Below are 24,539 nucleotides of genomic sequence, written 5' to 3' on the forward strand. Positions count from 1 at the left end.
TAGTAGAAAAAAAGAACCGCGCGTGGAGCACTCCTCCCGTGCGGTTCTTTCGTTTTGCTTCTTACAAGGTGCTGAACACGATATTACGCAGCTTGCGCGTAATCGCCATCGTCCCGGCATCTTTTTTCTGGATCATAAACAGGATCGTCAGACCATCTCGTGGGCTGTTGGAAAAGTAAGCCCCAAGCCAGCCGTCCCAGCCGTATTCGCCCGGGCTGCCGATAAATCCGGCTTTTCCGGGGTCGGTCATAATGCGCATCTGGTTGCCATAGCTATGGCCGCGCATCGTATGCCACGTATCGAAGCCTTTTTGCTGCCAATCGGTTAAAGCAGCCGACGTCATATGTTGAACACTTCTAGGTTTTAACAGTTGAACGCCGTTCAGGCTGCCTTGATTCATCAACATCGTCGTGAACTTGGCAGCATCGTCAATTGTGGATGCAAGGCCAGCCCCGCCAGACTCGAATGCCGGATCGCGGTCCATCTGATGGCCGATGCCAAGATGGCTGTGCGAGTACAGCTTTAAGCCGCCTTCGCCATCTTCCTGATACGTTTTCACGAGGCGGTCCCTATTTTCCTCAGGCAGCCAGAAGCCGGTATCTTTCATGCCCAGCGGTTCGAATATTTCCTTTTTCAAAAATTGACCATACCGCATGCCGCTTACCGCTTCCACAATCGCGCCAAGGACGTCGGCTGACGTTCCGTATTGCCAGTTCGAGCCCGGCTCGAACGAAAGGGGGATTTGACCCAGGCGGTTTGCGAGCTCCATGGTGCCCATTGGGTTTTCACTATACAATCGGCTGCCCAGTTCTTGGAACAATGCATCCGTTTGCTGCCCGCCCAGGTTGGTTCCGCCGTATACCAATCCAGAGGTCATGTTCAGCAAATCGTGAATGTTGACTTCACGGCCGGCCGGAACCAGTTCGCCGTTTTTCTCGACCCGTTGATTTTTGAAACCCGGAATGTAACGGCTTACAGGATCGAACAGATCAATAGCTCCACGCTCCAACAGCATCATTATGGAAGCAGAGGTAACCGGCTTCGTCATCGAATATAAACGAAAAATCGAATCCCTTGTCATCGGGCGCCCCGCCTCGAGGTCGGCTAATCCGTCTTCATGGTAAAAAACTTCGTTCCCGTCCTTGAGCACCATGAAGTTCGCGCCGGCGATCTCCTTGTTGTCAATACTTGCTTTCAGCGTATTTTTCAATAAGTTGGTGATGTTTGGCTCCAGCATGCTTCTTATGACTCCTTCTCGAATAAGTTCACTTCAACGATTGCGGATTTTAACAATTCCTATTGAAAATATTAAGCGCTTTTGGGCCGGTTGTATAGTGCCGCGGCGAAAGCTTTTAATAATTTCGCTTCAGCAGAAGGACGCTGATTCTAAAGAGTCAGTGAATTTTTATGTATTTAGGCATTGTTTCAACAGCAGGCGGGTTTCTGCTGTGGAACCGGGGAATACAAATGCTGAATGCCAAGGGCTCACAAATGGTGAATGAAGAACCCGGGTATGAAAACAAGGTCAGGCGCTCATCTTATGTATGGAGGTGAACGTCATGACTGGAAGAAACAACAAGCCGAAAAACGACGGCCCTGCATCTTCTCCAGGACGGCTGGATCAATTCGGGGAGAAACTGGCCGAAGTCGAAGGAAACAAACAGATGAACCAAGGTAAAAACAGCGGTAAGAACCGCTGAATAAAAAGCATTGCAAAAAAACGGCTGCACTTTACGGCAGCCGTTTTTTCTATACATGTTTATTCGCTTCATCATCAGCTTCAGAGGTTACATCATTTTCGAGATTAGCCATGAATTCTAAACGGGTCGTCCAAAAGGCGGGTGCCGTTACCAGGTCAATTGCCCCGACATAGGAATAAGCAGATGAGCACAGCTTACTCCATGATCGAGGAAGGTGGACATTCCATGAAACAAAAACGGGAAAAAGCCGGTACCCCTTTGACCGGAAGAATCGTGGTGCCTGGCAATCCGTCTTACAATGCGGCCCGAATGGAATACAACAGGCGGTTTTCCAAGTTTCCACGGATCATCGTTTTTTGCAAACGAACGCAGGATGTCATCAACGCAGTCAAATGGGCCCGAGAACGAGGCGTTCGGCTTAGAGTCCGCAGCGGGAGACATAGTTATGAAGGATTTTCATCCATCAATGGCGGGATCATCATTGATGTGAGCGAGATGAACAAGGTGAAGGTGGATCGTAAAAACATGGTGGCCCACATTCAGACGGGCAATCCGCTCGCCCGAGTATACAGGAAGCTGTGGGATAAACGGGTAGCCCTACCGGGTGGGACTGCACCAGACGTGGGCATTGCCGGGCTTACCCTGGGAGGCGGAATCGGGCTGCTGTCACGGAAATATGGACTTACCTGCGATAACCTAAAACAGGTGAAGATGGTTGTAGCATCAGGACGACGTGGGGCAAAGACGATCGTAGTGAACGAGCAGACACATTCCGATCTGCTCTGGGCATCCCGAGGGGGCGGGGGCGGAAACTTCGGCATTGCTGCTGAATATACATTTCGGGTTAGGCCAATCCAGAACGTCTCCATCTATAGTATTACCTGGAAATGGCGCGATCTGGAGAAGGTATTACCGGCTTGGCAGCGCTGGGCACCTGCGGTCACGAACCGCTTAACCTCAACGATCGAGGTCGCTGCCAAACAGGTGGGAACGATCGTATCTACCGGGCAGCTGTTGGGAGGCGCGGAGGAACTGCGGCGGTTGATCCAACCTTTGCTGCAAACAGGAACACCGGTGAAGGTGATGGTGAAGACAGTGCCTTTTATCGAAGCAACCAAATTTTTTGCTGCAGGGGATCTCAATCTGGAACCGAAGTTTAAAATTACCGGGGCTTTCGGGTTTAAGCCGCTTCCTCGCGAAGGTGTACGGGTGATCCGCGATTTCCTGGCTAATGCGCCTAATAAACATTCTACCGTGTGGAGTCAGAGTTTAGGTGGAGCAGGAAGTGCGGTAAGCCGGGTATCCCCGACTGCAACGGCCTATCCACATCGGAAGGCGGAGACGGTCTATGAGCTGTCGGCAAGATGGAGGAACGACGACGAGCAGCAGCGGAATATCCAGTGGGTAAACAGGTTCCGTAAAGCGTTACGTCCCTTTTTTAAAGGGGATTACGTGAACTTCCCCGATTTGGAAATCAAAAACTGGCCTAAGTCGTATTATGGAGTGAACTTTAACCGACTGAAGCGGGTCAAGCGAAAATATGATCCCCATAATGTATTTCGTTTTGCCCAAAGTATTCCGGTAGGGAAGAAGTCACGGCAGTCAAGCAAAACCTTATCGTAAATGCTGAAGCAAATTACGATCGCTCCCCATCGTGGAGGAGCGATCGTTTGATTTGTTAATCCTGTTCAGATGAATTAAAGAACGGTTCTACCATTCAGCAACGCTTCCGTCCTTGTGGCGCCACAGCGGGTTTTGCCATTGATGGCCGATATTCGCCATTTCACGCACCTTTTCTTCGTTGACCTCGATCCCTAATCCTGGACCGTTCGGAATGTTGACGTAACCGTTTTCATAATGAAAAACTGTAGGATCCATTAGATAATCAAGCAGATCATTTCCTTGATTGTAGTGGATTCCTAAGCTCTGTTCTTGGATGAAAGCATTGTGGGCAGTTGCATCCACCTGTAAGCAGGCTGCCAATGCAATTGGACCCAGCGGACAATGCGGAGCAGCTGCGATATCATAAGCTTCCGCCATGCTGATGATTTTCTTACATTCTGTGATGCCGCCTGCGTGCGATAAATCAGGCTGAATAATATCCACGTAACCACCGGATAATAAATGCTTGAAATCCCATCTTGAGAACATCCGCTCTCCCGTGGCAATAGGAGTAGAAGTTAACGATGCAATCTCTTTTAATGCCTCATTATTTTCAGGTAAAACAGGTTCCTCTAAAAACATAGGTCGAAACACTTCAAGTTCCTTGGCTAGTACTTTTGCCATCGGCTTATGTACACGGCCGTGAAAATCGATTCCGATTCCGATGTTGTTGCCAACAGCGGTTCGAATAGCCGCTACGTTTTCCAACACTTTCTCAACCTTGTCATAGGAATCAATGTATTGCAGTTCTTCGGTTGCATTCATTTTCACAGCTTGAAAACCTTTTTTAACGCACTCTAAGGCCATTTGTGCCGTTTCACTTGGACGATCCCCGCCAATCCATGAATAAACTTTCATCGAGTCGCGGCAAGCGCCGCCGATCAACTGATAGACAGGTGCATTATAGAACTTTCCTTTAATATCCCAAAGGGCTTGGTCAATGCCGGCAATCGCACTCATGAGGATAGGGCCGCCTCGATAGAATCCACCACGGTACATCACATTCCAATGATCTTCAATTCGTAAAGGATCCTTACCGATTAAATATGTCATTAACTCCTCGACCGCCGTTTTTACCGTTGCTGCTTTTCCTTCAATAACAGGCTCTCCCCAACCTGCAATACCCTCATCCGTTTCCACTTTTAAAAATAACCAGCGTGGGGGTACCAGGAATAATTCGTAACCTGTGATTTTGATTTTGAACACATCCCATTCTTTTTTTATTGAGCAGCAAAAACAAATTGCTTTGCTATTTCTCTAATCTCACCTCTCATCAGCCATACCGATCTTATCAGAGTCGAATTCTACGATTTTCGCTGCAATGAACTTAGTTGTATTAAGAGTATACTAAAAAAGACCGCAGGAGCGGTCCTTTTTTAACATCCAATCGAAAAAGAATGAGTGGTGCGCTGATTCGTCTGACTAAGGTACAAAACCACCTGCCTGCCGAAAGCCTTCGCTCATGCACACTGTACGGTACTCTTTTGGCGGCATACCCGTTAACTGCTTGAATACTTTAGAGAAGTAATGAACCGACGAGAAGCCGTATTTCTCAGAGATCTCCGTGATGCTTAAATTGGAGAACCGCAGATCATCTTTGGCGCGGTTGATCCGGAATTGGTTCATATATTGTATGGGCGATAGGCCGGTTGCCTGATGAAATAGTTCGAAAAAATAGCCCCGGCTGATGCGAAGCTCCCGAAAGTACAGCTCTAGCGGCTTCACGTTGCCAGTCATCAAATCATGATCCAGCCGTTCCAACAGTTTGAGCATTCTTGGATCGGGGATATTGTTCTTCTTGAGGGCGAAGGTGAGGAAGTACTCCATGAACTGCTGAAAATTGGACTGAATCTTCAGCCCGCGATAATAGGTTCGCTCATTCGTGTATTCATTGTTTATAAAAAAAGTCTCAAACCCATCCATCCATATTCCCAGCTTGCCGACCGTCATCAATTCGGGAATCGGCACGGGAAACGAAGGCCCCATTAACGATGGCTGCAATTGAGAAAGGTCGAAACAGATCATGTTGGGAGTCGAGAAGGCTTCTCTGCGATCCATAAACGTCCAATCGAAATAACAGCAATAATGAACCATCGGCTCTTCCTGATCTGAATACCAGTCGTGAAGCAAGCCTGGCGGCATATAAACAAGCGAACCGGGAGCTACCGGGTGGTCTTCTCCTCTAAAGCGAATCATCCCTTTTCCATCGCTGATCAGATAGAGCGATGAAGCGTAGCAAATACGCGATAGGCTGTTCTGGCCTTTGGAAAATGGATATCGGCAGGCATGGTAGACGTAAGGATGAAGATTTGCAAAATCCATGACAGACCATCTCCTTTTCTCCGAAAATATGCATGACGATTGTATAAAAGATATACGTTTCTGTAAATACGCAGCCTAAAGAACTTGATACAATTCTTAATAGTTTCCATCCTCTAGAGCAAAGACGAAGGTTGACGAATACATAAAGTCATAGGAGCGTGACAGGAATGGCGAAAATCAAAGAAATATTGTGTTTGCACCATAGTCACCTGGATATTGGTTACACGCATCCCCAGCCGTTATTGCTGGAGCTGCAGAAAGACTATATTGATGAAGCGATCAAGCTGTGCCTTCAATCGGAGAATGAGCCCGAGGATTCGAAATTCCGTTGGACCTGCGAGGCAACTTATCCGGTAATGCAATGGCTGGAGACAGCCGCACCCGATCAAATTTCCGATTTCCGCAGATTGCTGCAAAATGGCCAGCTTAGTATTGCCGCGCTTCCCATGCATACGACGCCGCTGGTACATGCGGATCAGCTTGCACGAATGCTTCAGCCGGTTCGCGAGCTGCGGGAGCGATTTGATATTTCTATAAAAACGGCGATGAATCATGATGTCAACGGGCAGCCGTGGCCGCTCAGTCAGGTATTGCTCGATGCGGGTATCGAGTTTTATATTACGGGGATCAATGTGCATTTCGGCGGCATACCGCTGCCACGCCCTGCCGTGTTTAACTGGAGAACGCCTGACAATCGGCAGCTGCTGACTTTCTTAGGTGAGCATTATTCTCTGTTCAGCCAGTTTTTCCATACGAATCAGGATGATACCGAGCTGATGGCGCAAGGGATTAAGGAATATATCGATCGGTTGGAAGGCGAGGGCTATCCATATGATTTCGTGTACTTAACGGCTACAAATCCGCCGCAATATGACAATAACTGCCCGGATCCGAATCTGCTTTCGCTTATTCGCCGGTACAATGCAGAAGGACATGACCCGAAAGTGATTTTCGCGACTCCGGAGATGCTTCTCGATCGAGTTCGTCAGATGCCGAAAGAACAAATCCAGACTCATTCCGGAGACTGGACGGATTACTGGAATTTCGGTGCGGGGAGCTCGGCGAAAGAAACCAAGATCGTTCGCCGAACCAAGCAAAGCTTAAAGAAGGCCGATTTTCTGGAGGCGATCCAAGGAGCGCCAAACCTGCATTATACGAAAGTGAAAAACGAGGCATTAGAGCACTCTCTATTGTATGACGAGCATACATGGGGTTCATGGGGATCGGTAAGCATCCCTGACCATCCGCTTTCGATTTCGATGCAGCTGCATAAGAGGGGAATGGCGTATAGATCAGCAGACCTGTCTGCCTACGTGTACGCCAAACAAATGGAAGGCATTGCAGGGAATCCGGAGCAATCCAGTCAGCCTGGCGGCGTCATGCTGGTCAACACATCAAGTGAAACGCAGTATGTAGACGTCAAAGTACCTGAATACTACCTTGGCAGCGGCCGTCATTTAGCCGCTTCGCGCGTGATGGACTTCTTGCCGTATACGCAAGAGGAACAAAGCTATAAATCGTATGGAACGGTAGAGATGGCGCCATTTTCGTGGAAAAAGATCCCGTTTGCACAGCTGGAAGCCCGGCTTGCCGCCTCGTCAAACCGCATTTTGGTTACGGAAGGGATGATCGAAACGCCTTTTTACCGGATGACATACAACCCTGCCAGCGGACGAATCGTGCAGTTATTCGATAAGATACACCATTGGCCGATGATTGACGAAAAGAGCCCATGGACGTTATTTGAGTTTGTTCAAGAGACGGTCGACGGGCGCTTCCACCATGAGCATCGTAGCACCTTGTTCCCGCGTGACGTCGACAAAGGGAATCGCAGCATTTCGGTCTGGAATCATGAATGGAAATCGAAACGTGTCGGCGCCAATCGGCTGCAGGCTTATTCGGTCGAACAAACCATGGATTCGGTTACCTTCGTCATGCAGCTTGAAGCTCCGGGAGTTTCCCGACTGGAGCAGCGGATTACCTTTTCCGCCATCCATCATAGAATTCAACTGTCTGCGTCAATGAATAAATCAGATATCAGAACGCCCGAATCCATCTACTTTGCCTTCCCGTTACGGATGGATGCAGGTTGGCGTTCCTATTATGACACAGCCGGTTTGCCCGTCGAACTTGATCGGGAACAGCTTGGCACCGTTTGTCGGGATTGGGTGACCGTCGACCAAACGGTATCGATCTATGATAGACAGAAGGGGGTCACATTAGCATGTCCGGACGCACCGCTCGTTCAAATAGGCGATTTTCATTTCGGGAAAGAGAGTAAGCAGATCAACCGCCAAGAAAATCCGCTATTGCTGGCATGGGCCATGAACAATTATTGGGATACGAATTTCTGGGCTAGCCAACCTGGGGATGTCCTTTTCCGCTATGAGCTAAGTCCATTTGAACAATTTGATCCTGTTGAGGCCTATCGTGCGGGCATTGCTGCGGCGAACCCTATAGCCATTAACGCGGCAGTGATGTGTGATAGGGAGGAAGAAGGGCAGTGGTTTGGACAGTCAAGCGGCACGGTCGTCTTGCAGTACATGAAACCGGCTTTAGATGGAAATGGATTCATTATGACCCTGCGAAACGTCGGGTCCGATCCGTCCGAGTATATCCTCACCGTAATGAATCAGGAAGTTGAGGCTGCCCGTCTGGTAAATCCGTTGGAAGAAGTCGTGCACCCGATTCCTTGCAGCGGTAATGACGTACACATCGGGTTGCAGCCTGGGGAATTAGCATATTTGCAGATTATCCTGAAGTAAGGCATGACGGCTGATCATCCTCAAAAGAAGACGTAAAATCAAAAAGCCTTAACCCTTAGTTCAGGGTTAAGGCTTTGATTATTCATTAAGCTAGTCTCATCTTGAAATCTTGATAGCCGAATTCGCGCACGATGCGGCAATTGCCGTCTTTCTCCTGTACGGCGATGGCCGGCAAAGGCATTCCATTGAAGGTATTGGTTTTGACCATAGAGTAAATCGCCATGTCTTCGAACACCAATCTGTCGCCGCTCTTGAGAGGTTGGTCAAAGGAATAGTCTCCGATGATGTCGCCAGTAAGGCAGGTCGGGCCACCGAGCCGGTAGGTGTACGGCTTCTCCCCGGACTCGCCCGAACCGATCAGAGGCGGACGATAAGGCATTTCCAGAACATCCGGCATATGACAGGTAGCCGATGTGTCCACGATCGCAATCTCGATGCCGTTGCGATGGATATCCAGCACGGAGGTGACCATATAGCCCGCATTGAGCGCGATCGCTTCTCCGGGTTCGAGGTAGACTTCCAACCCGTATTTATTTTGCATTCGCGAAATGCACGCCTCGAGTCTTGGGATATCGTAGTCATCTCTGGTGATATGGTGGCCGCCACCGAAATTGATCCATTCCATTTGCGGCAGCCATAGCCCGAATTTCTCTTCGACGGCATTCAGCGTGGTTTCCAGATCGTCGGAGTTCTGCTGGCAAAGGGTATGGAAGTGCAGTCCCGAAACGCCTTCCAGCAGTTCCGGTTGGAAATCCTCCCGTTTTACGCCGAATCTTGATCCTGGCGAACAAGGATCATAGATTTCATGTCCCACTTGCGTGGAACATTCCGGATTGATCCGAAGGCCGATTTTTCTGCCTGCAGCAAGAGCTTTCTCTTTGTACTTTTCCAGCTGGGAGAAGGAATTGAAGATGATATGGTCGCAAATGGAAATAATTTCGTCAATCTCATCTTCACGGTAAGCAGGGGCAAAGACATGATTTTCTTTGCCCATTTCTTCGCTGCCCAGCCGTGCTTCGAATAATCCGCTCGCCGTCGTACCACTTAAGTATTTTCCGATGAGGGGATACATCGCGGTCATCGAAAAAGCCTTTTGAGCGAGCACAATCTTGGCTCCTGTACGCTGCATGACACCGTTCAAAATTTTCAGGTTTTTCTCAATGAGCTGTTCATCGACTACAAAACAGGGTGTCGGTAATTCCTCGAACCGCATCTTAACGAACAAGCTCCGGCTCTTTCGCTTCTTCAGGCAAGGCGTCAACCAGCACCGGATTGAAGTCTTCTACCCATGGAAGTCCCCATTTGTTCAGCTCTTCCATGAATGGATCCGGATTGAACTCTTCTACATTGTATACGCCCGGTTTGTTCCATTTGCCGGTCATGACCATGGCCGCGCCGATCATGGCAGGAACGCCTGTTGTATAGGAGATGGCTTGGGAGCCCACTTCTTTATAACACTCTTGGTGGTCGCAAACGTTGTAGACGTAGTATGTCTTGTCTTGGCCGTCTTTTTTCCCTTTGAAGATACAGCCGATGTTCGTTTTGCCCACCGTACGAGGTCCGAGGGAAGCTGGGTCCGGGAGCACTGCTTTCAGGAATTGGAGCGGAATGATCTGTTTGCCTTCGAATTCGATCGGTTCGATGGAGGTCATTCCTACGTTTTCAAGCGCCTTCAGGTGCATGAGATAGCTCTGGCCAAACGTCATGAAGAAGCGGATGCGTTTCAGTCCAGGGATGTTTTGCGCAAGGGATTCAAGCTCTTCATGGTACAGCAGGTACATGTCCTTTTGGCCGACTTCAGCGAAGTTATACTCGCGCTTGATTTCCATCGGCTTCGTTTCGATCCACTGCCCGTTTTCCCAGTACCGGCCGTTCGCGGACACTTCGCGGATGTTGATTTCCGGGTTAAAGTTGGTTGCGAAAGGATAGCCGTGATCCCCGCCGTTGCAATCGAGAATATCGATATATTCAATTTCGTCAAAATAGTGCTTCAGCGCATAAGCCGAGAATACGCCGGTTACGCCTGGGTCGAATCCGCTTCCGAGCAGTGCCGTAATTCCTGCTTTTTCAAAGCGTTCCCGGTATTCCCACTGCCATTTGTATTCGAATTTCGCCGTATCTTCCGGCTCATAGTTTGCCGTATCCATATAGTTCGTTTTGGTAGCCAGGCAGGCATCCATGATCGTCAAATCCTGGTAAGGCAGGGCCAGGTTCATGACGATATCCGGTTTGACTTCGTTAATCAGAGCGATCAGCTCATCCACATTGTTGGCATCGACCTGTGCAGTCGTAATTTTGGTTTTGCCGCCGTCCAGTTTTGCTTTCAGCTCATCGCATTTGGACTTCGTACGGCTGGCGATGCAAATTTCTTCGAAAACCTCGCTGTTTTGAACGCATTTATGAACTGCTACAGATGCTACGCCACCGGCGCCGATGATTAGTGCTTTTCCCATTTTTCAATCAATCTCCTCATCCATGTCAATTTTTTTCTGTAAAAACGGCAACAAAAAAGCAAGCGAAACACGCATCCATGCGCATCACACTTGCTTAATATAGTCAAATAATAAGATATTTCCGATAAGCATGACTGGACAAACTCCTAGTGCGCTTATCAGTCAGCCATAAAACGCATCGTTTCATGGACGGGCTCTTAATATTCAAATATACTTTGTTAGGATCAGAGTCTATATAGCAAATAATCACTTTTACCACTCTTATTGACCGTTTCACAAGTTGTGTGCAGATGCACTGGTTGTAAAGTAACCAACTTATAAAATTTGAGCTTTTAACTCAATCAATAAGGCAACGAAAGTTGCCAATCGGCATTTGACCCGGCTGTCCGTATGGCCTTAACTTCCCATGAGGAAGTGGTCAAAGTTTATCTGCTTGGAAAGATCCTAAATATATCCGAATATTCGCTTTCCAAAATTTACGCTTCTCCATAATAGCAGGATAGGCAATATTGAGCAAGAGGAAATTTTAAACAAATCATTCGTCTTGCACTGGACAACCTTTGAAGGATATGTATGAGTATATAAAAACGGCAAATCAAAAGAAATAATCATTCATAAGAAACCTACCCGCGTACCAAAGAAAAGATTATACTATGTGGTGCATTAGGAGAATGCAGTGTTAGCGATTTATTTTTCTTGAGATCGGAGGCACTAAAGTGGAGCCTGCTTATCTGCTGAAGTATGAGTATTTAAAAAGCGTCCCGGTAACGGCAGGGAATTTTCAATCTCATGATCACTATGAAATCTTTTATTTCCACGAAGGCAAAGGGCATTATTTGATCGGCGACAAAATCCATGTTCTAAAGCCGGGTACGCTCATCGTCATGCATGGTTTGACCATGCATATGCCCAAAAGCTTTGAAGGGGATCCGTATGTGCGGACCCTTCTGAATTTTGATCCGGGATACTTCCGCGCTGCATCAGAGCATGTATTCTCGATCAATCCTTTACAGCCCTTCGAAAGACTTCGGAATTATAAAGTTCAGCTCAGCCTAGAGGAACAGGATGAATTCGAAGAGATGCTGCGTAAATTGAACCGCTTGTATTCCGCTCCGGATGCCGTCTCACAAGAACGGTTTCGGGTGTTATGTCTGGATGCACTTTTTTTCATATGCCAAGTGCTGACGAAGCCGGTGAAAGAAGATACGGGTTTCCCGTCGGAGAAAGAGCATCATGTTCAGAACGCGTTGTCCTACATAGAAAAGCATTATATGACCGATATTCGTCTCGATCAATTGCAGGAGAATCTGCATATTAACAAATATTATTTGGTGCGTATTTTTCAAGAAGTTACGGGGATGACGATATTTCATTATATTTACAAAAGACGAATCAATCAGGCCAAAATTCTGTTTTTGCTCGACCCGGAGAAATCGGTGACGGATATTTGCTACGAAACGGGCTTTAAAAATCACTCCCATTTCAGCAAGGTATTCAAGCAATGGGAGGGCAAAACGCCGACGCAGTACAGACGCTTGGTAAAAAGTCAATTTTAGAATATTAAGCAGACCAAACTGGTTAACCGGAAAGTACCTTCAGCATCTCGCCGCCTGCTAAACTAATCCATATCGACAGTCAATCCTAATTGCTGCGAATTGAAGGAGAGGTGTTGCGCAATGCTCGTACTAACCGGATTTGCCGATGAAATTTCCGATCATTTGGAGGAACAACTGGACGTGCTTGTCTCCGAGGGTATTTCATATTTGGAGCTTAGAAGCGCGTATGGTAAAAATGTATTGGAATTGACCGATGAAGAATTGGTCCGATTGAAGTCTGCATTGACTGAAAAAGGTATTCGCGTGTCCTCCATTGGCTCGCCGATCGGTAAATACCCGATCCAAGATCCCTTTACCCCCGAGCTTGAGAAATTGAAGCGTGCATCGTATATCGCCAAACAATTGGATGCTCGCTATATCCGTGTATTTTCCTATTATATCCCCGAGAATGAAGCGCCGGAGAATTACCGCAGCGAAGTACTCTCCCGCATGATGATGCTGACTAGAAAAGCGGAGGAGGAACAACTTACGCTGTTGCTGGAAAATGAAAGCGGCGTTTACGGAAATACCGATGAACGCTGCTTGAACATTTTGCAGCATTGTGGTTCTCCATGCCTGAGACTTGCTTTTGATCCCGGAAACTTTGTCATGAATCGAATTATGCCGATGAGCGAGGCGTACCCGCTGCTGTCGACTTACCTGGAATACGTACATATCAAGGATGCGGACAATCAGGCGCGCATTTTTGTCCCGGCAGGCGAAGGGGATGGTGAGTTTCCGGCGTTTATGAAAGCACTGAAGGAGAGAAGCTTTTCCGGATTTTTATCCATCGAACCCCACCTGCACCGTGCTTTCCCGGAACAACAAGGACCGGAGCGATTTAAAATAGCGGCGCAAGCCTTGAAAAAGCTGCTGTCAAATGAAGGCTTGGCCTGGTCGTAATCGAATCGAATATTCGAATGAGAGGGGAATATGCATGAGCGTGCAGAAGGTAAAGGTCGGATTGGTCGGCTTGGGGAATATCGGAAGGACTCACATCAATAACATGAAGGCGATGGAGCAGATCGAGTTGGTAGGTGTTTGTGATATCGTCCAAGAGCGGGCGGACAAGTTTGCTGCCGAATGCGGCACGAAGGCATATTACAGCCATTTGGAACTGTTCGAGCAATCCGGGCTCGAGGCCGTCATTATCGCAGTGCCGCATTACAGCCATCCTGCGCTAGTCATGGATGCGTTCGAACGCGGAATCCACGTGCTCTGCGAGAAGCCGTTGGCTGTTCATGTCAATGACGCCAAGCTCACGATCGATGCTTATGAAAAGGCACAGAAGAAGTTTCCTGACCTGGTGTTCGGCATGATGTTCCAGGAAAGAACACTTCCCTATTATAAGAAAATCAAAGAAGTGGTCGACAGCGGCGAACTGGGGCAGCTAACGAGAGCCACGTGGATCAATACCGACTGGTTCCGCTCACAGGCTTATTATGACAGCGGTGATTGGCGGGCGACCTGGGCGGGGGAAGGTGGCGGTATTCTGACCAATCAATGCCCGCACAATCTCGATTTCTATCAATGGGTTTTCGGGATCCCGGCCAGAATCAGCGGTCATGCTCATATCGGAAAATATCATCGTATTGAAGTGGAGGATGAAGTTACCGCTTATTTCGAACATGATAACGGCATGATCGGTCATTTTATCGTGACGACTGCGGAATCACCGGGCGTGAATCGTCTGGAGATCGTTGGGGAAAACGGGAAGCTTCTTTACGAGCAAAATAAGCTTCGGATCTACCGCAATCGCATATCCATGCTGAAGCATCTTCGCGAAACGAAGGATGGGTTCGGGAACGTGGAGTCTAAGGAAGAGGAGATCGAAGTGAATACAGACGTGGCTACAGGACATAAGGTGGTCACAGAAAAATTCATTCAAAAAGTGATCACTGGAGAAGGCGAGCTGATTGCGGAAGGAACGGAGGGAATCCGGTCGGTCACGATCGCCAACGGAATCATGCTCTCTTCGTTCACCAAGCAAATGATAACCGTGCCATTTGACGCGGACCAATACGAGGATCTGCTTCGGGAGCTGATCTCCACCTCCAAGTTTCAAAAATCCGCGTCCAAAGAGTTGAAAACGGATATGAGTCAATCATTTTCCAAATAAAGCGAGCCATTTTGCCGATGAACCGGCTGCAATTTTGCGCAGCAACAATCGGCGCTGCGGATTTGAAGATAGATCATCGACAAATATATGTTCATGTCCCATCGCACAGGGCATGAACATATATTGCTGTGGAAAATCCGCCAGGATAAAATTATTGTACCGTTTTCTTCTTGAAAATTTCATGTAATCCGAGCATCGCAGCCCCCAAGGCAGCCCCGTACTTTTTCCAGTGGAATACAACGATCGGCGTGTCTCCATAGGGAGAGTGATCGGCTTCGTGGATCGCATCCACGAGACGGTTGAAAAATGCGGTGTTGTCGGTAATCCATCCGCCCAGAATCATTTTTTGGGGGTTGAGCATTTCCAACATTTTTCCACAATAATCCGCAATATCACGGATGATGAGTTCCCCTAGGTCACTGAAAGGCTGGACGCCAGCGAGAACCAAGTCCATAAAGGCATGAACCGTGTCTTCCGGCGACATTGATTCGAACTCTTCCGAGTGGTTCGTGCGAAGCCGGTCTGCAAGGATCGGAGCGCAATATGGAGAGAGGTGGGTGGTTCGTCCGGCCGCTCCGCTCGAGCCGTGATAAATTTCCCCATTCAGGACAAGTCCTGCCCCCGTGCCTTGACCAATCATCAGAAATATGATGGTGTGCTCATTTTTGGCGGCTCCGCTAAATCGTTCGGCAAATCCGGCGGCGTCCAAATCATTGACCAGCAGTACCGGAAGCGAGAGTTCTTGCTCCAACATCTGCCGCAGGGGGAACTGTTCCAGCTGCAAATATTTAGAGGAGATGACGATGCTTTGCGTCTCATCGAGTCTTCCCGGCAGTGAGATGCCAATGCGTCTGATAAGCTCTTGGGGAATCTGCTGTTGATGGATGAATTCCTGCAGCTGTTTCACCAGCGAAGTGAGAATATGGTCTTTGCCGCGCACCGATTCCAGGCTCTGGCTGGCAACAAGCTTGCCGCTTAAGTCGAGCAGCACGCAATGTGCCGGTAAACTCGAAATATCCACGCCAATGACATAACCGCCGTCTGCACGAATATTCAGCAGGGTCATCTTTCGCCCCACCCCTTTACCGGCCATTCCGGTCTCGTGTACGAGTTGTTCGCGGATGAGATCCTCGATCAGCACAGAAACTGTCGTCGGGCTCAGCTTGGTTTTTCGCGATAATTCGACACGGGATATCGGACCATGCTCAAAAATCATATGCAGCAGCGTCGAAACGTTGATCTCCCGCAGCATTTGCTGATTTCCTACTTTATTCGTCATCGTATTCTCCTACTTTCGGAAGTTATGATTGGCCGAGTCCTCGTCAGGACAAAAGTTCTGTCCCAAGCGGCTAGGCTGAAAGAGGGCATAGGAACGGGAGAGTAGCCTATTCTTGCGTCAATGCGATTATAGAAAATGCAAATTGTGCTGTCAACGAGTCCCACTCAAGGCAGGGGGAAAGGAACAGCAATTAAAAAATAAAAAAACACATTGACAGGGCCGTAAAGGCCTCCCTATAATGATCACAAACGAGCCACACTGCATAAGTTTTTGTTTCGTTAATTAATTTGTCCGGTGGAAAAATTAATTGCAGAGGAGGAGGACGACGAGTTCGATCTTTAAGGAATCCCGCTAGGCGTGCAGCCGTCATTTATTCCGAGGAGGGGAATTACTATGACATCCTGGTTGGACCGAACAGCTCTCAAAAAGGCAAAAAAATATAAAATCTTGTACCTGATGATTCTCCCCGGTATTGTCTACTTGCTCATCAATAACTACATTCCCATGTTTGGCATCATCATCGCTTTTAAGGAAATTGACTTCTCCAAAGGGGTTTTCGGCGGGGACTGGATGGGTCTTCGAAACTTCGAGTACCTCTTCAAAACGTCCGAGGCTTATATCATCACCAGAAATACAATCCTCTACAACGTTGTATTTATCATACTCAATCTCGTCTTCGCCGTTGCGCTGGCCATATTGCTGGCCGAAGTCAAACATCGATTTTTCAAGCGCTTTTACCAAAGCGCAATCCTGCTTCCTTATCTCATCTCTACGGTCATAGTTGGTTATCTGGTTTTCTCGTTATTAAGCATGGAAACGGGCTTCATGAATAAATCGCTCCTTCCTTTTCTCGGACTGGACCCCGTCATGTGGTATACGGAACCAAAATATTGGCCGGTCATCCTCACCATCGTCAAGCTGTGGCACAGCGTCGGCTATTTGTGCATTATTTACTTTGCTGCAATCGTCGGTATTGACCAAGAGTATTATGAAGCCGCCACATTGGATGGGGCGGGGAAGTTCAAGCAAATTTTCCACATCACTCTGCCATCCCTTACTCCCGTAATTACCATCATGACCTTAATGCAGATCGGGCGGATATTCTATGCGGACTTCGGTCTGTTCTACCAAGTAACCTTAGATTCGGGACCGCTGCTTCCAACGACCAATGTGCTGGATACATACGTTTATCGGGCGCTGCTCAAAAGCGGGGACATTGGAATGGCTTCCGCCGCAGGTTTCTACCAATCCGTTATTGGCTTCGCACTTATCCTCATTTCCAATTTTGTTGTTAAGAAAATAAATCCCGACAACTCATTGTTCTAATAAGGAGAGGAAGCCCTTGAGAAGAACTCGGATTGAACAAGTCGTCATCCATGTCATCTTTATTTTGATTGTTGCGTTTTGCCTGGTGCCGTTTCTGCTGCTGATCACGGCCTCGTTTACTGATGAGAATGCAATCATCCGGGAAGGCTACTCGTTTATTCCGAGCCAATGGAGCCTGGATAGTTATTTGTTTATTTTTCAAAAATCAGGGGAAATCATTAATTCCTACGGCATTTCCATCGCGGTGACCATTTTAGGCACGCTGACCAGTCTAGTCCTGATGACTTTGCTCGCTTATCCGCTGTCGAAGAAGGATTTACCGCTGCGCAATTTCTTTTCATTTATTGTGTTCTTCACGATGCTCTTTAACGGAGGACTTGTTCCGACCTATTTAATCTACTCGAATGTTTTTCATATCACCAATACCTTGCTGGCGCTTATTGTCCCTGGGCTCCTGGTCAGTGCCTTCTACGTTATATTGCTGCGGACGTTCTTTACGGTATCCGTTCCGGAAGCGGTGCTCGAGTCGGCGAACATGGATGGAGCGGGGGAATTTCGGATATTCGTGCAGATGGCATTGCCGTTGTCTCTCCCCGTACTGGCAACGGTCGGATTATTTCAGGTGATTAACTATTGGAACGATTGGTTTAACGGACTCATTTACATTTCGGACTCGAGGCTTTACAGCATACAGGTGCTTCTGAATACCATTTTGCTAAACGTACAATATTTGCTAGACAACGTAGACTATTCGACACGGGTGGACGGCAGTTCTGTCCCGACTCAAGGTGTCCGCCTGGCCATTGCGGTGATCGGCGCGCTGCCGATCGTGTTGACGTATCCATTCTTTCAGAGATTTTTCGTCAAAGGGCTGACCGTCGGGGCGGTCAAAGGATGATTCGCCTGCAGCATTTTAAGGAGGTGATGAGGAGCTGCCAGAGGTTGCAGAACGTGGTTCTATAAACAAATAAACCAAATCAGGAGGCTAATCCATGAAAATCAGCATTGGCGGTTTTTCTTTCTTCAATATGGTACGGGAAGGGAAGATGGATACGTTCGGATATCTGGAATCTTCCAAGTACAGATACCATCTGGACACCGTTGATTTGTGGAACGGTACCTTTGAAGGGGTTAAAGACGACATTTTTTCCTTACCTGATGAAGCTTACATTCAGCGTCTAAGTGAGGCTATACGGGAGAAGGAAATGACGATTATCAACATTGCGGTGGATGGGGCGCATTTATGGGATGAAGACCAAGACAAGCGCAACAGGTTGTATGAGAACGCTGTCGCCTATTTATCCATTGCCGAGAAGCTTGGAGCGCGAACCGTCCGCATCGACGCGGGAGACAAAAGCTCCGCGCCCGGGACGGAAGAGCAATTCGAATACGTCGTGAACAAGTTCGGAGAGTTGAGCCGCAGAGCATCTGACCTTGGACTCATCGTCGGACCTGAAAATCATATGGGCACCTCCAAAGATCCAAAATACTTAAAAAAAGTTGCCGAAGCGGTCAATCATCCGAACTTCGGAATATTGCTCCACATGGGAAGATGGGATACGGACGAAGACATTGGCGACACGTTGGTCGCACCGTGGGTATATCATACGCATTTTGACGGCAAAACGCTAGGATCCCCCAAGGGAGAACAGCTGGTAAAGGCATTGCTGGAAACCGGGTATGATGGATACTGGGGCATCGAGTACAATGCGCCGGAAAATCAATACTTGGAGATGGAATGGGCGATCGCTTCCGTGAAGCAGATGTTGAGCCGTGTTAAACAAAAATAACCGAAGGGATGATCAATATGGGAAGAATTGTTCGCATTGGCATTATTGGAGCAGGTTTGATCGGCAAAGCTCACTTGAGAAACTACGCGAAAATTGAGGATGTTCAGATCGTAGCCATTTGCGACATCAATGAACAGGAAGCCATCAAGGTCGCGCATGAATTCCATATTCCTCATGTCTATACCGATTTCAAAGAAATGCTGAAGCGCGACGACATTGAAGCGGTCGATGTCTGCCTGCACAACAATTTGCATGCCCCCGTTACGATTGCCGCTTTCGAAGCAGGCAAGGACGTATATTGCGAGAAACCGATCGCCGGGACTTACCGGGATGGGGTGTCCATGCTCGAGGCAGCAGAAGATTACGGCAAGAAGCTGCATATTCAGCTCGGCACATTGTACAGAAAAGAGACAAAGGCCGCAAAAGCCCTGATCGATGGGGGCATGCTTGGCAAGCTGTATCATGCCAGAGCGACCGGCCATCGCCGAAGAGGGCGTCCTTTTATCGATGGATACGGTACACCGGCTTTTCTAAACAAACAAATCGCTGCCGGCGGTGCACTGATCGACATGGGGGTCTATCATATCGCACAAATGCTGTACCTGCTTGGAACACCGAAGGTGGAACGGATTTCGGGCAAAGGCTACCGGGAGATGGATGTGGATGCCGGCCGAGCCGGGCAGGCGGTCTTTGACGTTGAAGAGCTGGGGCTGGGATTCATCAAATTCGAAGGCGGCGCGACGCTCGACATTATTGAAGCTTGGAGCATTCATCTTGGAAGCATCGAAGGCTGCTCCGTGATCGGAGATAAAGGAGGCATCAAGCTGCCGGCATATTCGGATCAACAGATTTTGGCCCCGTTCAGTTTTCACACGACGATTTGCGATATGGATGTAAACGGGAGCGTCAACCTGGATGAGCTGGATGGCCGCTGGAATCATTTGAAGCCGAATTATGACGCATACCAGTCCTCGCAGCATCACTGGGTAGCCGCGCTGCAGGGAAGAGTGGAGCTGCTTCCGACGGCACACATCGCCTCACAGACGATGCTGATTAGCGAAGGCATCTATTTATCCGACCGGCTTGGACGGGAAGTAAGCAGCGACGAGATTATCGATCAATCCCTGTCGAAAGCGATCCAGCTCTAATGCTGCCCTTAAGGAAGAAGGACGCCCACCCGGTAGCTGGCGAATCCTCCGGGTCGTTGTCCGCACTGAAACGTTTCAACTTTTTCCTATATGGCACGATTGCGATCTTGACTTCGTTCTTTCCTTTATATTTCCAAAATATAGGACTCAGTAAAGTGGAAATCGGCATGATTATGGCCGGTGGGCCTTTCATTTCCATCTTTGCGAATCCATTCTGGGGTTATTGGAGCGACCGGCTGCAGAATGTGAAACGCATTCTCATTTTTCTCCTGACCGGGAATTTGTTAGCGACGATCGTGGTGTTTCAGCTCCGTGAATATGCCGTCATTTTCGCCTTCATGCTGATATTCTTTTTCTTCAACAGTCCCACGTTTTCGCAGAGCAACAGTCTGATTCTGAATGCCATCGAGAACACGAAATACAAGTTTGGCGCATTTCGTCTATGGGGGTCGCTGGGATGGGCGATCATCGCAGCGCTGGCAGGACCGGTTCTCAGCTGGATGGGACTGGTGAATCTTTGGATTTTGTACGGGATCATGATGCTGATCTCATTGGCATTTACCATCGGATTACCTCAAGGAAGAGTCACTTCAAGTCCGAAGACAGAGAGACAAAGCTATTGGAAAGTCATGCTATCGAGCAAGCTGTTTTTTGTATTCGTTATCCTTGGCATCCTTATTTCGGTTCCCAATTCGATCAACCAAACGTTCGTCACGCTGTATATTTCCAATTTGGGAGGCTCCAACGAATTGATCGGCTGGTCGGTGTTCCTGTCGGCGATCTTCGAAATTCCGGTGTTTCTGCTGTTTGACCGTTTCCTGAAAAAGTCGACAAGGATGATGCTGGGAGGGCTTGTGATTGTAAGTCTCCTGTTCGTGATCCGCTGGTTATTGATGTCGGCTGCCGCCGGTCCGCTCCAAGTCATCTTTATACAAGTGCTGCACTGTATTACATTCGGCGGCTACTATTATATTGGTACCAGTCTGACGGCACAATTGATTCCTGCTGAATACAGAGCGACCGGGCAGGCCGTTTATGCACTGACGTGGGGTGGCATTTCCGGCATCATTGCAGGTCTATTTGGCGGTTGGATGTTCGATTATTTGGGTCCCCAAACGATGTATTCCATTTGCGCGATCATATCTGTAGCAGGGGTCGTAGGTTTTACGCTCATGTGGATGAAATACCGCAAGCAGTCCGAGTTGGCGGCTTCATGAAGATCGGGTTCGTACGAATGCCGCTGTGACGCGGCATTCGTCTCGCCCTTTCAGCTGCATTATGCTTCATGATGTGGAGATTCCATATTGAAGATCCTGGGAGGTCAAAAGCCTATGTGGAAAAAATCGCTTCACTCCATGTTGTTCTTCGTATTGGCTGTAACCGTCGTTTTAAGCGGATGTTCAAGCTCCTCTTCAAACCAAGAGAAGGAGCAATCGGCGTCATCGTCAGAGGGGTCAGGAGACGGCAAACTTGCCCCCTACGAAATCACCATCGCTTTTTGGGGACCGGATCAGCGTGATCTTGGCCTTGTGGAGCAGGAGATTAACAAGATTACGAAGGAAAAAATCAATGCTACCGTCAAGCTGAAACGCATAGAGGCAGCTGCATGGACACAGCAAAAGGTGTTGATGTTCTCTGGAAATGAGAAAATCGACTTGGTGTTCACGGGTGAAGACCAGTATATTTCGGAAGTCGCGCAAAAAAAGCTTTTGCCCATCGATGACCTGCTTCAGTCTCACGGCAAGGATATCCTTGCAGCCTTCGATCCCGACGTCCTGGCTGCGGCAAAGATTGATGGCAAAATATATGGCGTCCCAACCATTCGAGATTTTGCAGCCTATCCGACGGTGTTAATGCGCACGGATTGGTTGAAAGAGAGTCATATTGACGTCAGCCAAGTGATGACGATAGAGGATTTGGAGCCGATTTTTGAAAGTGTAAAAAAGAAACATCCGGAAGCCAATATATTAGGTAAAGCGTCAGGGGGAGGTTCCATTGCCTATCCGCTGCTGCAGACGACGATTGATCCACTGGGCGACATGATCGGTGTGCTTACAGACACGAATCAGCTGAAGGTCGTTAATTTGTATGAGAGCGAGGAGTACGCGAAGTTCATTGGGATTATACATAAATGGTTCCAGGCAGGATACATCCCCAAGGACATTGCAACGACCTCGCAAACCGGCCGGGATTATATCAAGGCAAACATCGGATTCGCAACACCGAATAAGGGCAAACCGGGGATTACGACGCAAACGGGTGCATGGGCTGGCAAGGAGCTGACGGAAGTAGCACTCGCACCGCCCAAAATGAATACGTTGACGATTATGAACGCAATGATTGCGATTGCGGCCAAATCAAAAAATCCCGAACGCGCGATGATGTTTCTGAATTTGCTCTATTCGGATAAACAAATTATCAATTTGCTGGATTGGGGCATCGAAGGCAAACATTATCAAGTGAAGGAAGACGGGACGATCGACTTTCCGGGTGGCGTGGATGCGACGAACAGCGGCTACAACATGAGACAAGGTTGGATGTTTGGAAATCAGCTGCTGTCTTATCCTTGGTCGACGGACAGTCCGGATATATGGAAGCAAATGGAAGCGTTTAACCAAAGCGCGGAGAAGTCTGCAGCGCTCGGATTCACTTATAACGCGGAACCGGTTAAAACCGAATTGGCTGCTATCCAGAATGTCGTTCAGCAATATTCAAATGCGCTTGAGACGGGAACTCTGGATCCGGATGTCAACTTGCCGAAATTTAATGCAGCATTAAAATCGGCGGGAATCGATAAAGTGATCGCAGAAAAGCAAAGGCAGCTGGACGCTTGGGCTGCTGGCAATAAGTGAAGGGCCACTGATATACCAGGTGAAGGAAGACAATAGGATCAAACCTCGAAATCATCGTGCAATCTGCGCAGGCGGTATGCGTTCATGGCGGATTCACGCAGCTCTTCAAGAATGGCGTAATTCGCCCATGCCCCTGCGATAGCGCCGATACCTGGCAGTATCTGCAGCATTTTTCGGAAGTCAATAGCGTCGCGATATTCAATCTGAAAAGTTTCCCAGTCCATATTCCGGGAGTATTCGGCGTCGGATAGCCATTGTTCCTTTTCAATATGCCAATGCTTGATGGAATCGAGCAATCTGGCACGGTTATCCGGCCCCGAAAACGTCATTTGAAATACCTTGAGAATAAATACCCGCTCGGAGAAGTGTTTGGTGTCATAACCGTAAACATGCGCCAGCTCGAACAAAAATTTCATCTTGATCGCAATGAGAGCCGGAAAGTCTACCATGCTGAGGATCATGCCGCCAGCTCCCGTTCCGGCACCTTCGGCAACCGCAATTTTTTGGTACAGGGCGAACAACTCATTTGCTTCTTGATCGGCGGATTCCAGTTCCAGAGTACTTTGCACCGGACGGCTAGGCGTATATTCCGCACCGAACAGTGCCGTGCGCACGATCGATCGTATGGTGGTCGTTATGACGCTCTGCACCTTCGGGGGAATCAAATGGTTGATCCGATTGCCGATGGTTTTCGACGTTTTTTCCAGCCAACCCGGCGGTTTGAACATCTTATGTTCCCAATCGGCAACTTCCCTTTGTACTTTATGTTCGTAATTCATGATCCATCGCTCCTCCAAAGTACTTGCTTTATTATATTGTAACGAATAACGCTGTGATTCGGACCAGACCGCAGCAGGTATCTGACCTCGACTAAAGTCCAGCATCGCAAAAAAAGTTTAGTCAGGGACACTGACATTCACGATTTCCGCAATCCTGAAGAAACCTTCACGCCCATGGCGTTATAGGATTAAGGTGATGAATGGCATTGGCCATAGGAGGAGAGATCGTCATGAACATGATAGAGGATTGGATCCGCGAATTAAAAAGGGAAGGCGAATCGACACGGATGCTTCTCGAAAGGCTGCCTGAGGACAAACTTTCCTGGAGGCCGCATCCGAGGTCGATGTCTCTGGGACAGCTAGCCCTTCATGCTGCGGGAGTTCCCGGGGGGCTGGCTCAATTGCTGGACGAGGCGGTCAGCGAGGCTCCGGTCGTTCCGCTGCCGGAGCCGTTCAACCGGCAAGAAGTGCTCGAAGCACTGGAATGGAGCGTGTCTCTCGCCGAGAGCAAGCTTCGGGAATGGGGTGAAGACGGGCTAAGGAATACCTGGAAGCTCGTCAGTAAGGGGGAGACCGTCTTGGAAGCGCCCCGGATCGACATGGCACGCTCGCTGATGTTCAATCACGTTTATCATCATCGGGGGCAGTTGACGGTCTATCTCCGACTGCTCGAAATTTCCGTACCAGGCATGTATGGCCCCACCGCGGATGTACAATAAAGAGAATTTTCAGAGAACGACTTCAAGAGG

Annotated in this window: 20 protein-coding genes; 13 read left to right on the top strand and 7 right to left on the bottom strand. The window is 48.5% G+C overall.

Annotation, left to right across the window (positions count from 1 at the left end):
* Nucleotides 1-61 precede the first annotated feature (61 nt).
* Entirely contained in the window at nucleotides 62-1,237 is a 1,176-nt protein-coding gene (locus tag CJP46_RS17210) for a serine hydrolase domain-containing protein (RefSeq protein WP_094596799.1), read from the bottom strand.
* Nucleotides 1,238-1,559: 322 nt separating this feature from the next.
* Here CJP46_RS17210 and CJP46_RS36545 point away from each other — a divergent pair, with 322 nt between their 5' ends.
* Nucleotides 1,560-1,700: a hypothetical protein gene (locus CJP46_RS36545; protein ID WP_179281194.1), complete on the top strand. Its 141-nt coding sequence runs from the start codon at nucleotides 1,560-1,562 to the stop codon at nucleotides 1,698-1,700.
* 225 nt (nucleotides 1,701-1,925) lie between these two features.
* Nucleotides 1,926-3,323, top strand: a complete 1,398-nt coding sequence (locus CJP46_RS17215) for an FAD-binding oxidoreductase (RefSeq protein WP_094596924.1) — start codon at nucleotides 1,926-1,928, stop codon at nucleotides 3,321-3,323.
* Nucleotides 3,324-3,410: 87 nt separating this feature from the next.
* On the opposite strand, the gene dgoD is transcribed toward CJP46_RS17215, so the two are convergent.
* Together dgoD and CJP46_RS17225 are read right to left on the bottom strand one after the other, a co-directional pair.
* Nucleotides 3,411-4,559, bottom strand: a complete 1,149-nt coding sequence (dgoD, locus tag CJP46_RS17220) for a galactonate dehydratase (protein ID WP_094596925.1) — start codon at nucleotides 4,557-4,559, stop codon at nucleotides 3,411-3,413.
* Nucleotides 4,560-4,784: 225 nt separating this feature from the next.
* Nucleotides 4,785-5,684, bottom strand: a complete 900-nt coding sequence (locus tag CJP46_RS17225) for a helix-turn-helix transcriptional regulator (RefSeq protein ID WP_094596800.1) — start codon at nucleotides 5,682-5,684, stop codon at nucleotides 4,785-4,787.
* Between the two features lie 167 nt (nucleotides 5,685-5,851).
* Here CJP46_RS17225 and CJP46_RS17230 point away from each other — a divergent pair, with 167 nt between their 5' ends.
* Nucleotides 5,852-8,449, top strand: a complete 2,598-nt coding sequence (locus tag CJP46_RS17230; protein ID WP_094596801.1) for a glycoside hydrolase family 38 N-terminal domain-containing protein — start codon at nucleotides 5,852-5,854, stop codon at nucleotides 8,447-8,449.
* Nucleotides 8,450-8,534: 85 nt separating this feature from the next.
* Here the strand turns inward: CJP46_RS17230 and nspC are convergent, their stop codons facing one another.
* Both nspC and CJP46_RS17240 read right to left on the bottom strand, forming a co-directional pair.
* On the bottom strand, nucleotides 8,535-9,662 hold the full coding sequence (gene nspC, locus CJP46_RS17235) for a carboxynorspermidine decarboxylase (RefSeq protein ID WP_094596802.1): 1,128 nt from the start codon (nucleotides 9,660-9,662) through the stop codon (nucleotides 8,535-8,537).
* A gap of 1 nt (nucleotide 9,663) precedes the next feature.
* On the bottom strand, nucleotides 9,664-10,902 hold the full coding sequence (locus CJP46_RS17240) for a saccharopine dehydrogenase family protein (protein WP_094596803.1): 1,239 nt from the start codon (nucleotides 10,900-10,902) through the stop codon (nucleotides 9,664-9,666).
* A 716-nt stretch (nucleotides 10,903-11,618) separates the two neighbouring features.
* Here CJP46_RS17240 and CJP46_RS17245 point away from each other — a divergent pair.
* From CJP46_RS17245 to CJP46_RS17255, 3 genes are all read left to right on the top strand, one after another.
* Nucleotides 11,619-12,458, top strand: a complete 840-nt coding sequence (locus CJP46_RS17245; RefSeq protein WP_094596804.1) for a helix-turn-helix transcriptional regulator — start codon at nucleotides 11,619-11,621, stop codon at nucleotides 12,456-12,458.
* 120 nt (nucleotides 12,459-12,578) lie between these two features.
* Entirely contained in the window at nucleotides 12,579-13,400 is an 822-nt protein-coding gene (locus CJP46_RS17250; protein ID WP_094596805.1) for a sugar phosphate isomerase/epimerase family protein, read from the top strand.
* Nucleotides 13,401-13,434: 34 nt separating this feature from the next.
* Nucleotides 13,435-14,616 carry a Gfo/Idh/MocA family protein gene (locus CJP46_RS17255; RefSeq protein WP_179281195.1) on the top strand — a complete coding sequence of 394 codons (1,182 nt, stop codon included), beginning with the start codon at nucleotides 13,435-13,437 and terminating at the stop codon, nucleotides 14,614-14,616.
* Nucleotides 14,617-14,767: 151 nt separating this feature from the next.
* On the opposite strand, the gene CJP46_RS17260 is transcribed toward CJP46_RS17255, so the two are convergent.
* The gene (locus tag CJP46_RS17260) at nucleotides 14,768-15,895 is read right to left on the bottom strand and encodes an ROK family transcriptional regulator (protein ID WP_094596807.1); all 1,128 of its coding nucleotides are present in this window, start codon (nucleotides 15,893-15,895) and stop codon (nucleotides 14,768-14,770) included.
* 393 nt (nucleotides 15,896-16,288) lie between these two features.
* On the opposite strand from CJP46_RS17260, the gene CJP46_RS17265 reads away from it, so the two are divergent.
* The 6 genes from CJP46_RS17265 to CJP46_RS17290 all read left to right on the top strand — a co-directional run bounded on the left by CJP46_RS17265 (nucleotide 16,289) and on the right by CJP46_RS17290 (nucleotide 23,011).
* The gene (locus CJP46_RS17265) at nucleotides 16,289-17,221 is read left to right on the top strand and encodes an ABC transporter permease (RefSeq protein WP_256992392.1); all 933 of its coding nucleotides are present in this window, start codon (nucleotides 16,289-16,291) and stop codon (nucleotides 17,219-17,221) included.
* A gap of 16 nt (nucleotides 17,222-17,237) precedes the next feature.
* Nucleotides 17,238-18,119, top strand: coding sequence for a carbohydrate ABC transporter permease (locus CJP46_RS17270; RefSeq protein ID WP_094596808.1), 882 nt, complete (start codon nucleotides 17,238-17,240; stop codon nucleotides 18,117-18,119).
* 94 nt (nucleotides 18,120-18,213) lie between these two features.
* Nucleotides 18,214-19,011, top strand: coding sequence for a sugar phosphate isomerase/epimerase family protein (locus CJP46_RS17275; protein ID WP_094596809.1), 798 nt, complete (start codon nucleotides 18,214-18,216; stop codon nucleotides 19,009-19,011).
* A 17-nt stretch (nucleotides 19,012-19,028) separates the two neighbouring features.
* Nucleotides 19,029-20,159: a Gfo/Idh/MocA family protein gene (locus CJP46_RS17280; RefSeq protein WP_094596810.1), complete on the top strand. Its 1,131-nt coding sequence runs from the start codon at nucleotides 19,029-19,031 to the stop codon at nucleotides 20,157-20,159.
* On the top strand, nucleotides 20,159-21,376 hold the full coding sequence (locus CJP46_RS17285) for an MFS transporter (protein WP_094596811.1): 1,218 nt from the start codon (nucleotides 20,159-20,161) through the stop codon (nucleotides 21,374-21,376). The genes CJP46_RS17280 and CJP46_RS17285 overlap by 1 nt, the downstream gene beginning before the upstream one ends.
* Nucleotides 21,377-21,490: 114 nt before the next feature.
* Nucleotides 21,491-23,011: an ABC transporter substrate-binding protein gene (locus tag CJP46_RS17290; RefSeq protein ID WP_094596812.1), complete on the top strand. Its 1,521-nt coding sequence runs from the start codon at nucleotides 21,491-21,493 to the stop codon at nucleotides 23,009-23,011.
* Nucleotides 23,012-23,049: 38 nt separating this feature from the next.
* Here CJP46_RS17290 and CJP46_RS17295 read toward each other — a convergent pair whose 3' ends face one another.
* Nucleotides 23,050-23,790 carry an EcsC family protein gene (locus CJP46_RS17295; protein ID WP_094596813.1) on the bottom strand — a complete coding sequence of 247 codons (741 nt, stop codon included), beginning with the start codon at nucleotides 23,788-23,790 and terminating at the stop codon, nucleotides 23,050-23,052.
* A gap of 230 nt (nucleotides 23,791-24,020) precedes the next feature.
* On the opposite strand from CJP46_RS17295, the gene CJP46_RS17300 reads away from it, so the two are divergent.
* On the top strand, nucleotides 24,021-24,509 hold the full coding sequence (locus CJP46_RS17300) for a DinB family protein (RefSeq protein ID WP_094596814.1): 489 nt from the start codon (nucleotides 24,021-24,023) through the stop codon (nucleotides 24,507-24,509).
* Nucleotides 24,510-24,539 lie beyond the last annotated feature (30 nt).

The organism is Paenibacillus sp. XY044, assembly GCF_002257645.1.
Lineage (GTDB): Bacteria > Bacillota > Bacilli > Paenibacillales > Paenibacillaceae > Paenibacillus_AQ.

Bases quoted from the DNA above. Each gene is read 5' to 3' on its own strand.
- CJP46_RS17260 (WP_094596807.1), bottom strand. From the start codon at position 15,895: ATGACGAATAAAGTAGGAAATCAGCAAATGCTGCGGGAGATCAACGTT.
- CJP46_RS17215 (WP_094596924.1), top strand. From the start codon at position 1,926: ATGAAACAAAAACGGGAAAAAGCCGGTACCCCTTTGACCGGAAGAATC.
- nspC (WP_094596802.1), bottom strand. From the start codon at position 9,662: ATGCGGTTCGAGGAATTACCGACACCCTGTTTTGTAGTCGATGAACAG.
- CJP46_RS17210 (WP_094596799.1), bottom strand. From the start codon at position 1,237: ATGCTGGAGCCAAACATCACCAACTTATTGAAAAATACGCTGAAAGCA.
- CJP46_RS17240 (WP_094596803.1), bottom strand. From the start codon at position 10,902: ATGGGAAAAGCACTAATCATCGGCGCCGGTGGCGTAGCATCTGTAGCA.
- CJP46_RS17230 (WP_094596801.1), top strand. From the start codon at position 5,852: ATGGCGAAAATCAAAGAAATATTGTGTTTGCACCATAGTCACCTGGAT.
- CJP46_RS17275 (WP_094596809.1), top strand. From the start codon at position 18,214: ATGAAAATCAGCATTGGCGGTTTTTCTTTCTTCAATATGGTACGGGAA.
- CJP46_RS17285 (WP_094596811.1), top strand. From the start codon at position 20,159: ATGCTGCCCTTAAGGAAGAAGGACGCCCACCCGGTAGCTGGCGAATCC.
- CJP46_RS17250 (WP_094596805.1), top strand. From the start codon at position 12,579: ATGCTCGTACTAACCGGATTTGCCGATGAAATTTCCGATCATTTGGAG.
- CJP46_RS17290 (WP_094596812.1), top strand. From the start codon at position 21,491: ATGTGGAAAAAATCGCTTCACTCCATGTTGTTCTTCGTATTGGCTGTA.
- CJP46_RS17295 (WP_094596813.1), bottom strand. From the start codon at position 23,790: ATGAATTACGAACATAAAGTACAAAGGGAAGTTGCCGATTGGGAACAT.
- CJP46_RS17265 (WP_256992392.1), top strand. From the start codon at position 16,289: ATGACATCCTGGTTGGACCGAACAGCTCTCAAAAAGGCAAAAAAATAT.
- CJP46_RS17280 (WP_094596810.1), top strand. From the start codon at position 19,029: ATGGGAAGAATTGTTCGCATTGGCATTATTGGAGCAGGTTTGATCGGC.
- CJP46_RS17300 (WP_094596814.1), top strand. From the start codon at position 24,021: ATGAACATGATAGAGGATTGGATCCGCGAATTAAAAAGGGAAGGCGAA.
- CJP46_RS17225 (WP_094596800.1), bottom strand. From the start codon at position 5,684: ATGGATTTTGCAAATCTTCATCCTTACGTCTACCATGCCTGCCGATAT.
- CJP46_RS36545 (WP_179281194.1), top strand. From the start codon at position 1,560: ATGACTGGAAGAAACAACAAGCCGAAAAACGACGGCCCTGCATCTTCT.
- CJP46_RS17255 (WP_179281195.1), top strand. From the start codon at position 13,435: ATGAGCGTGCAGAAGGTAAAGGTCGGATTGGTCGGCTTGGGGAATATC.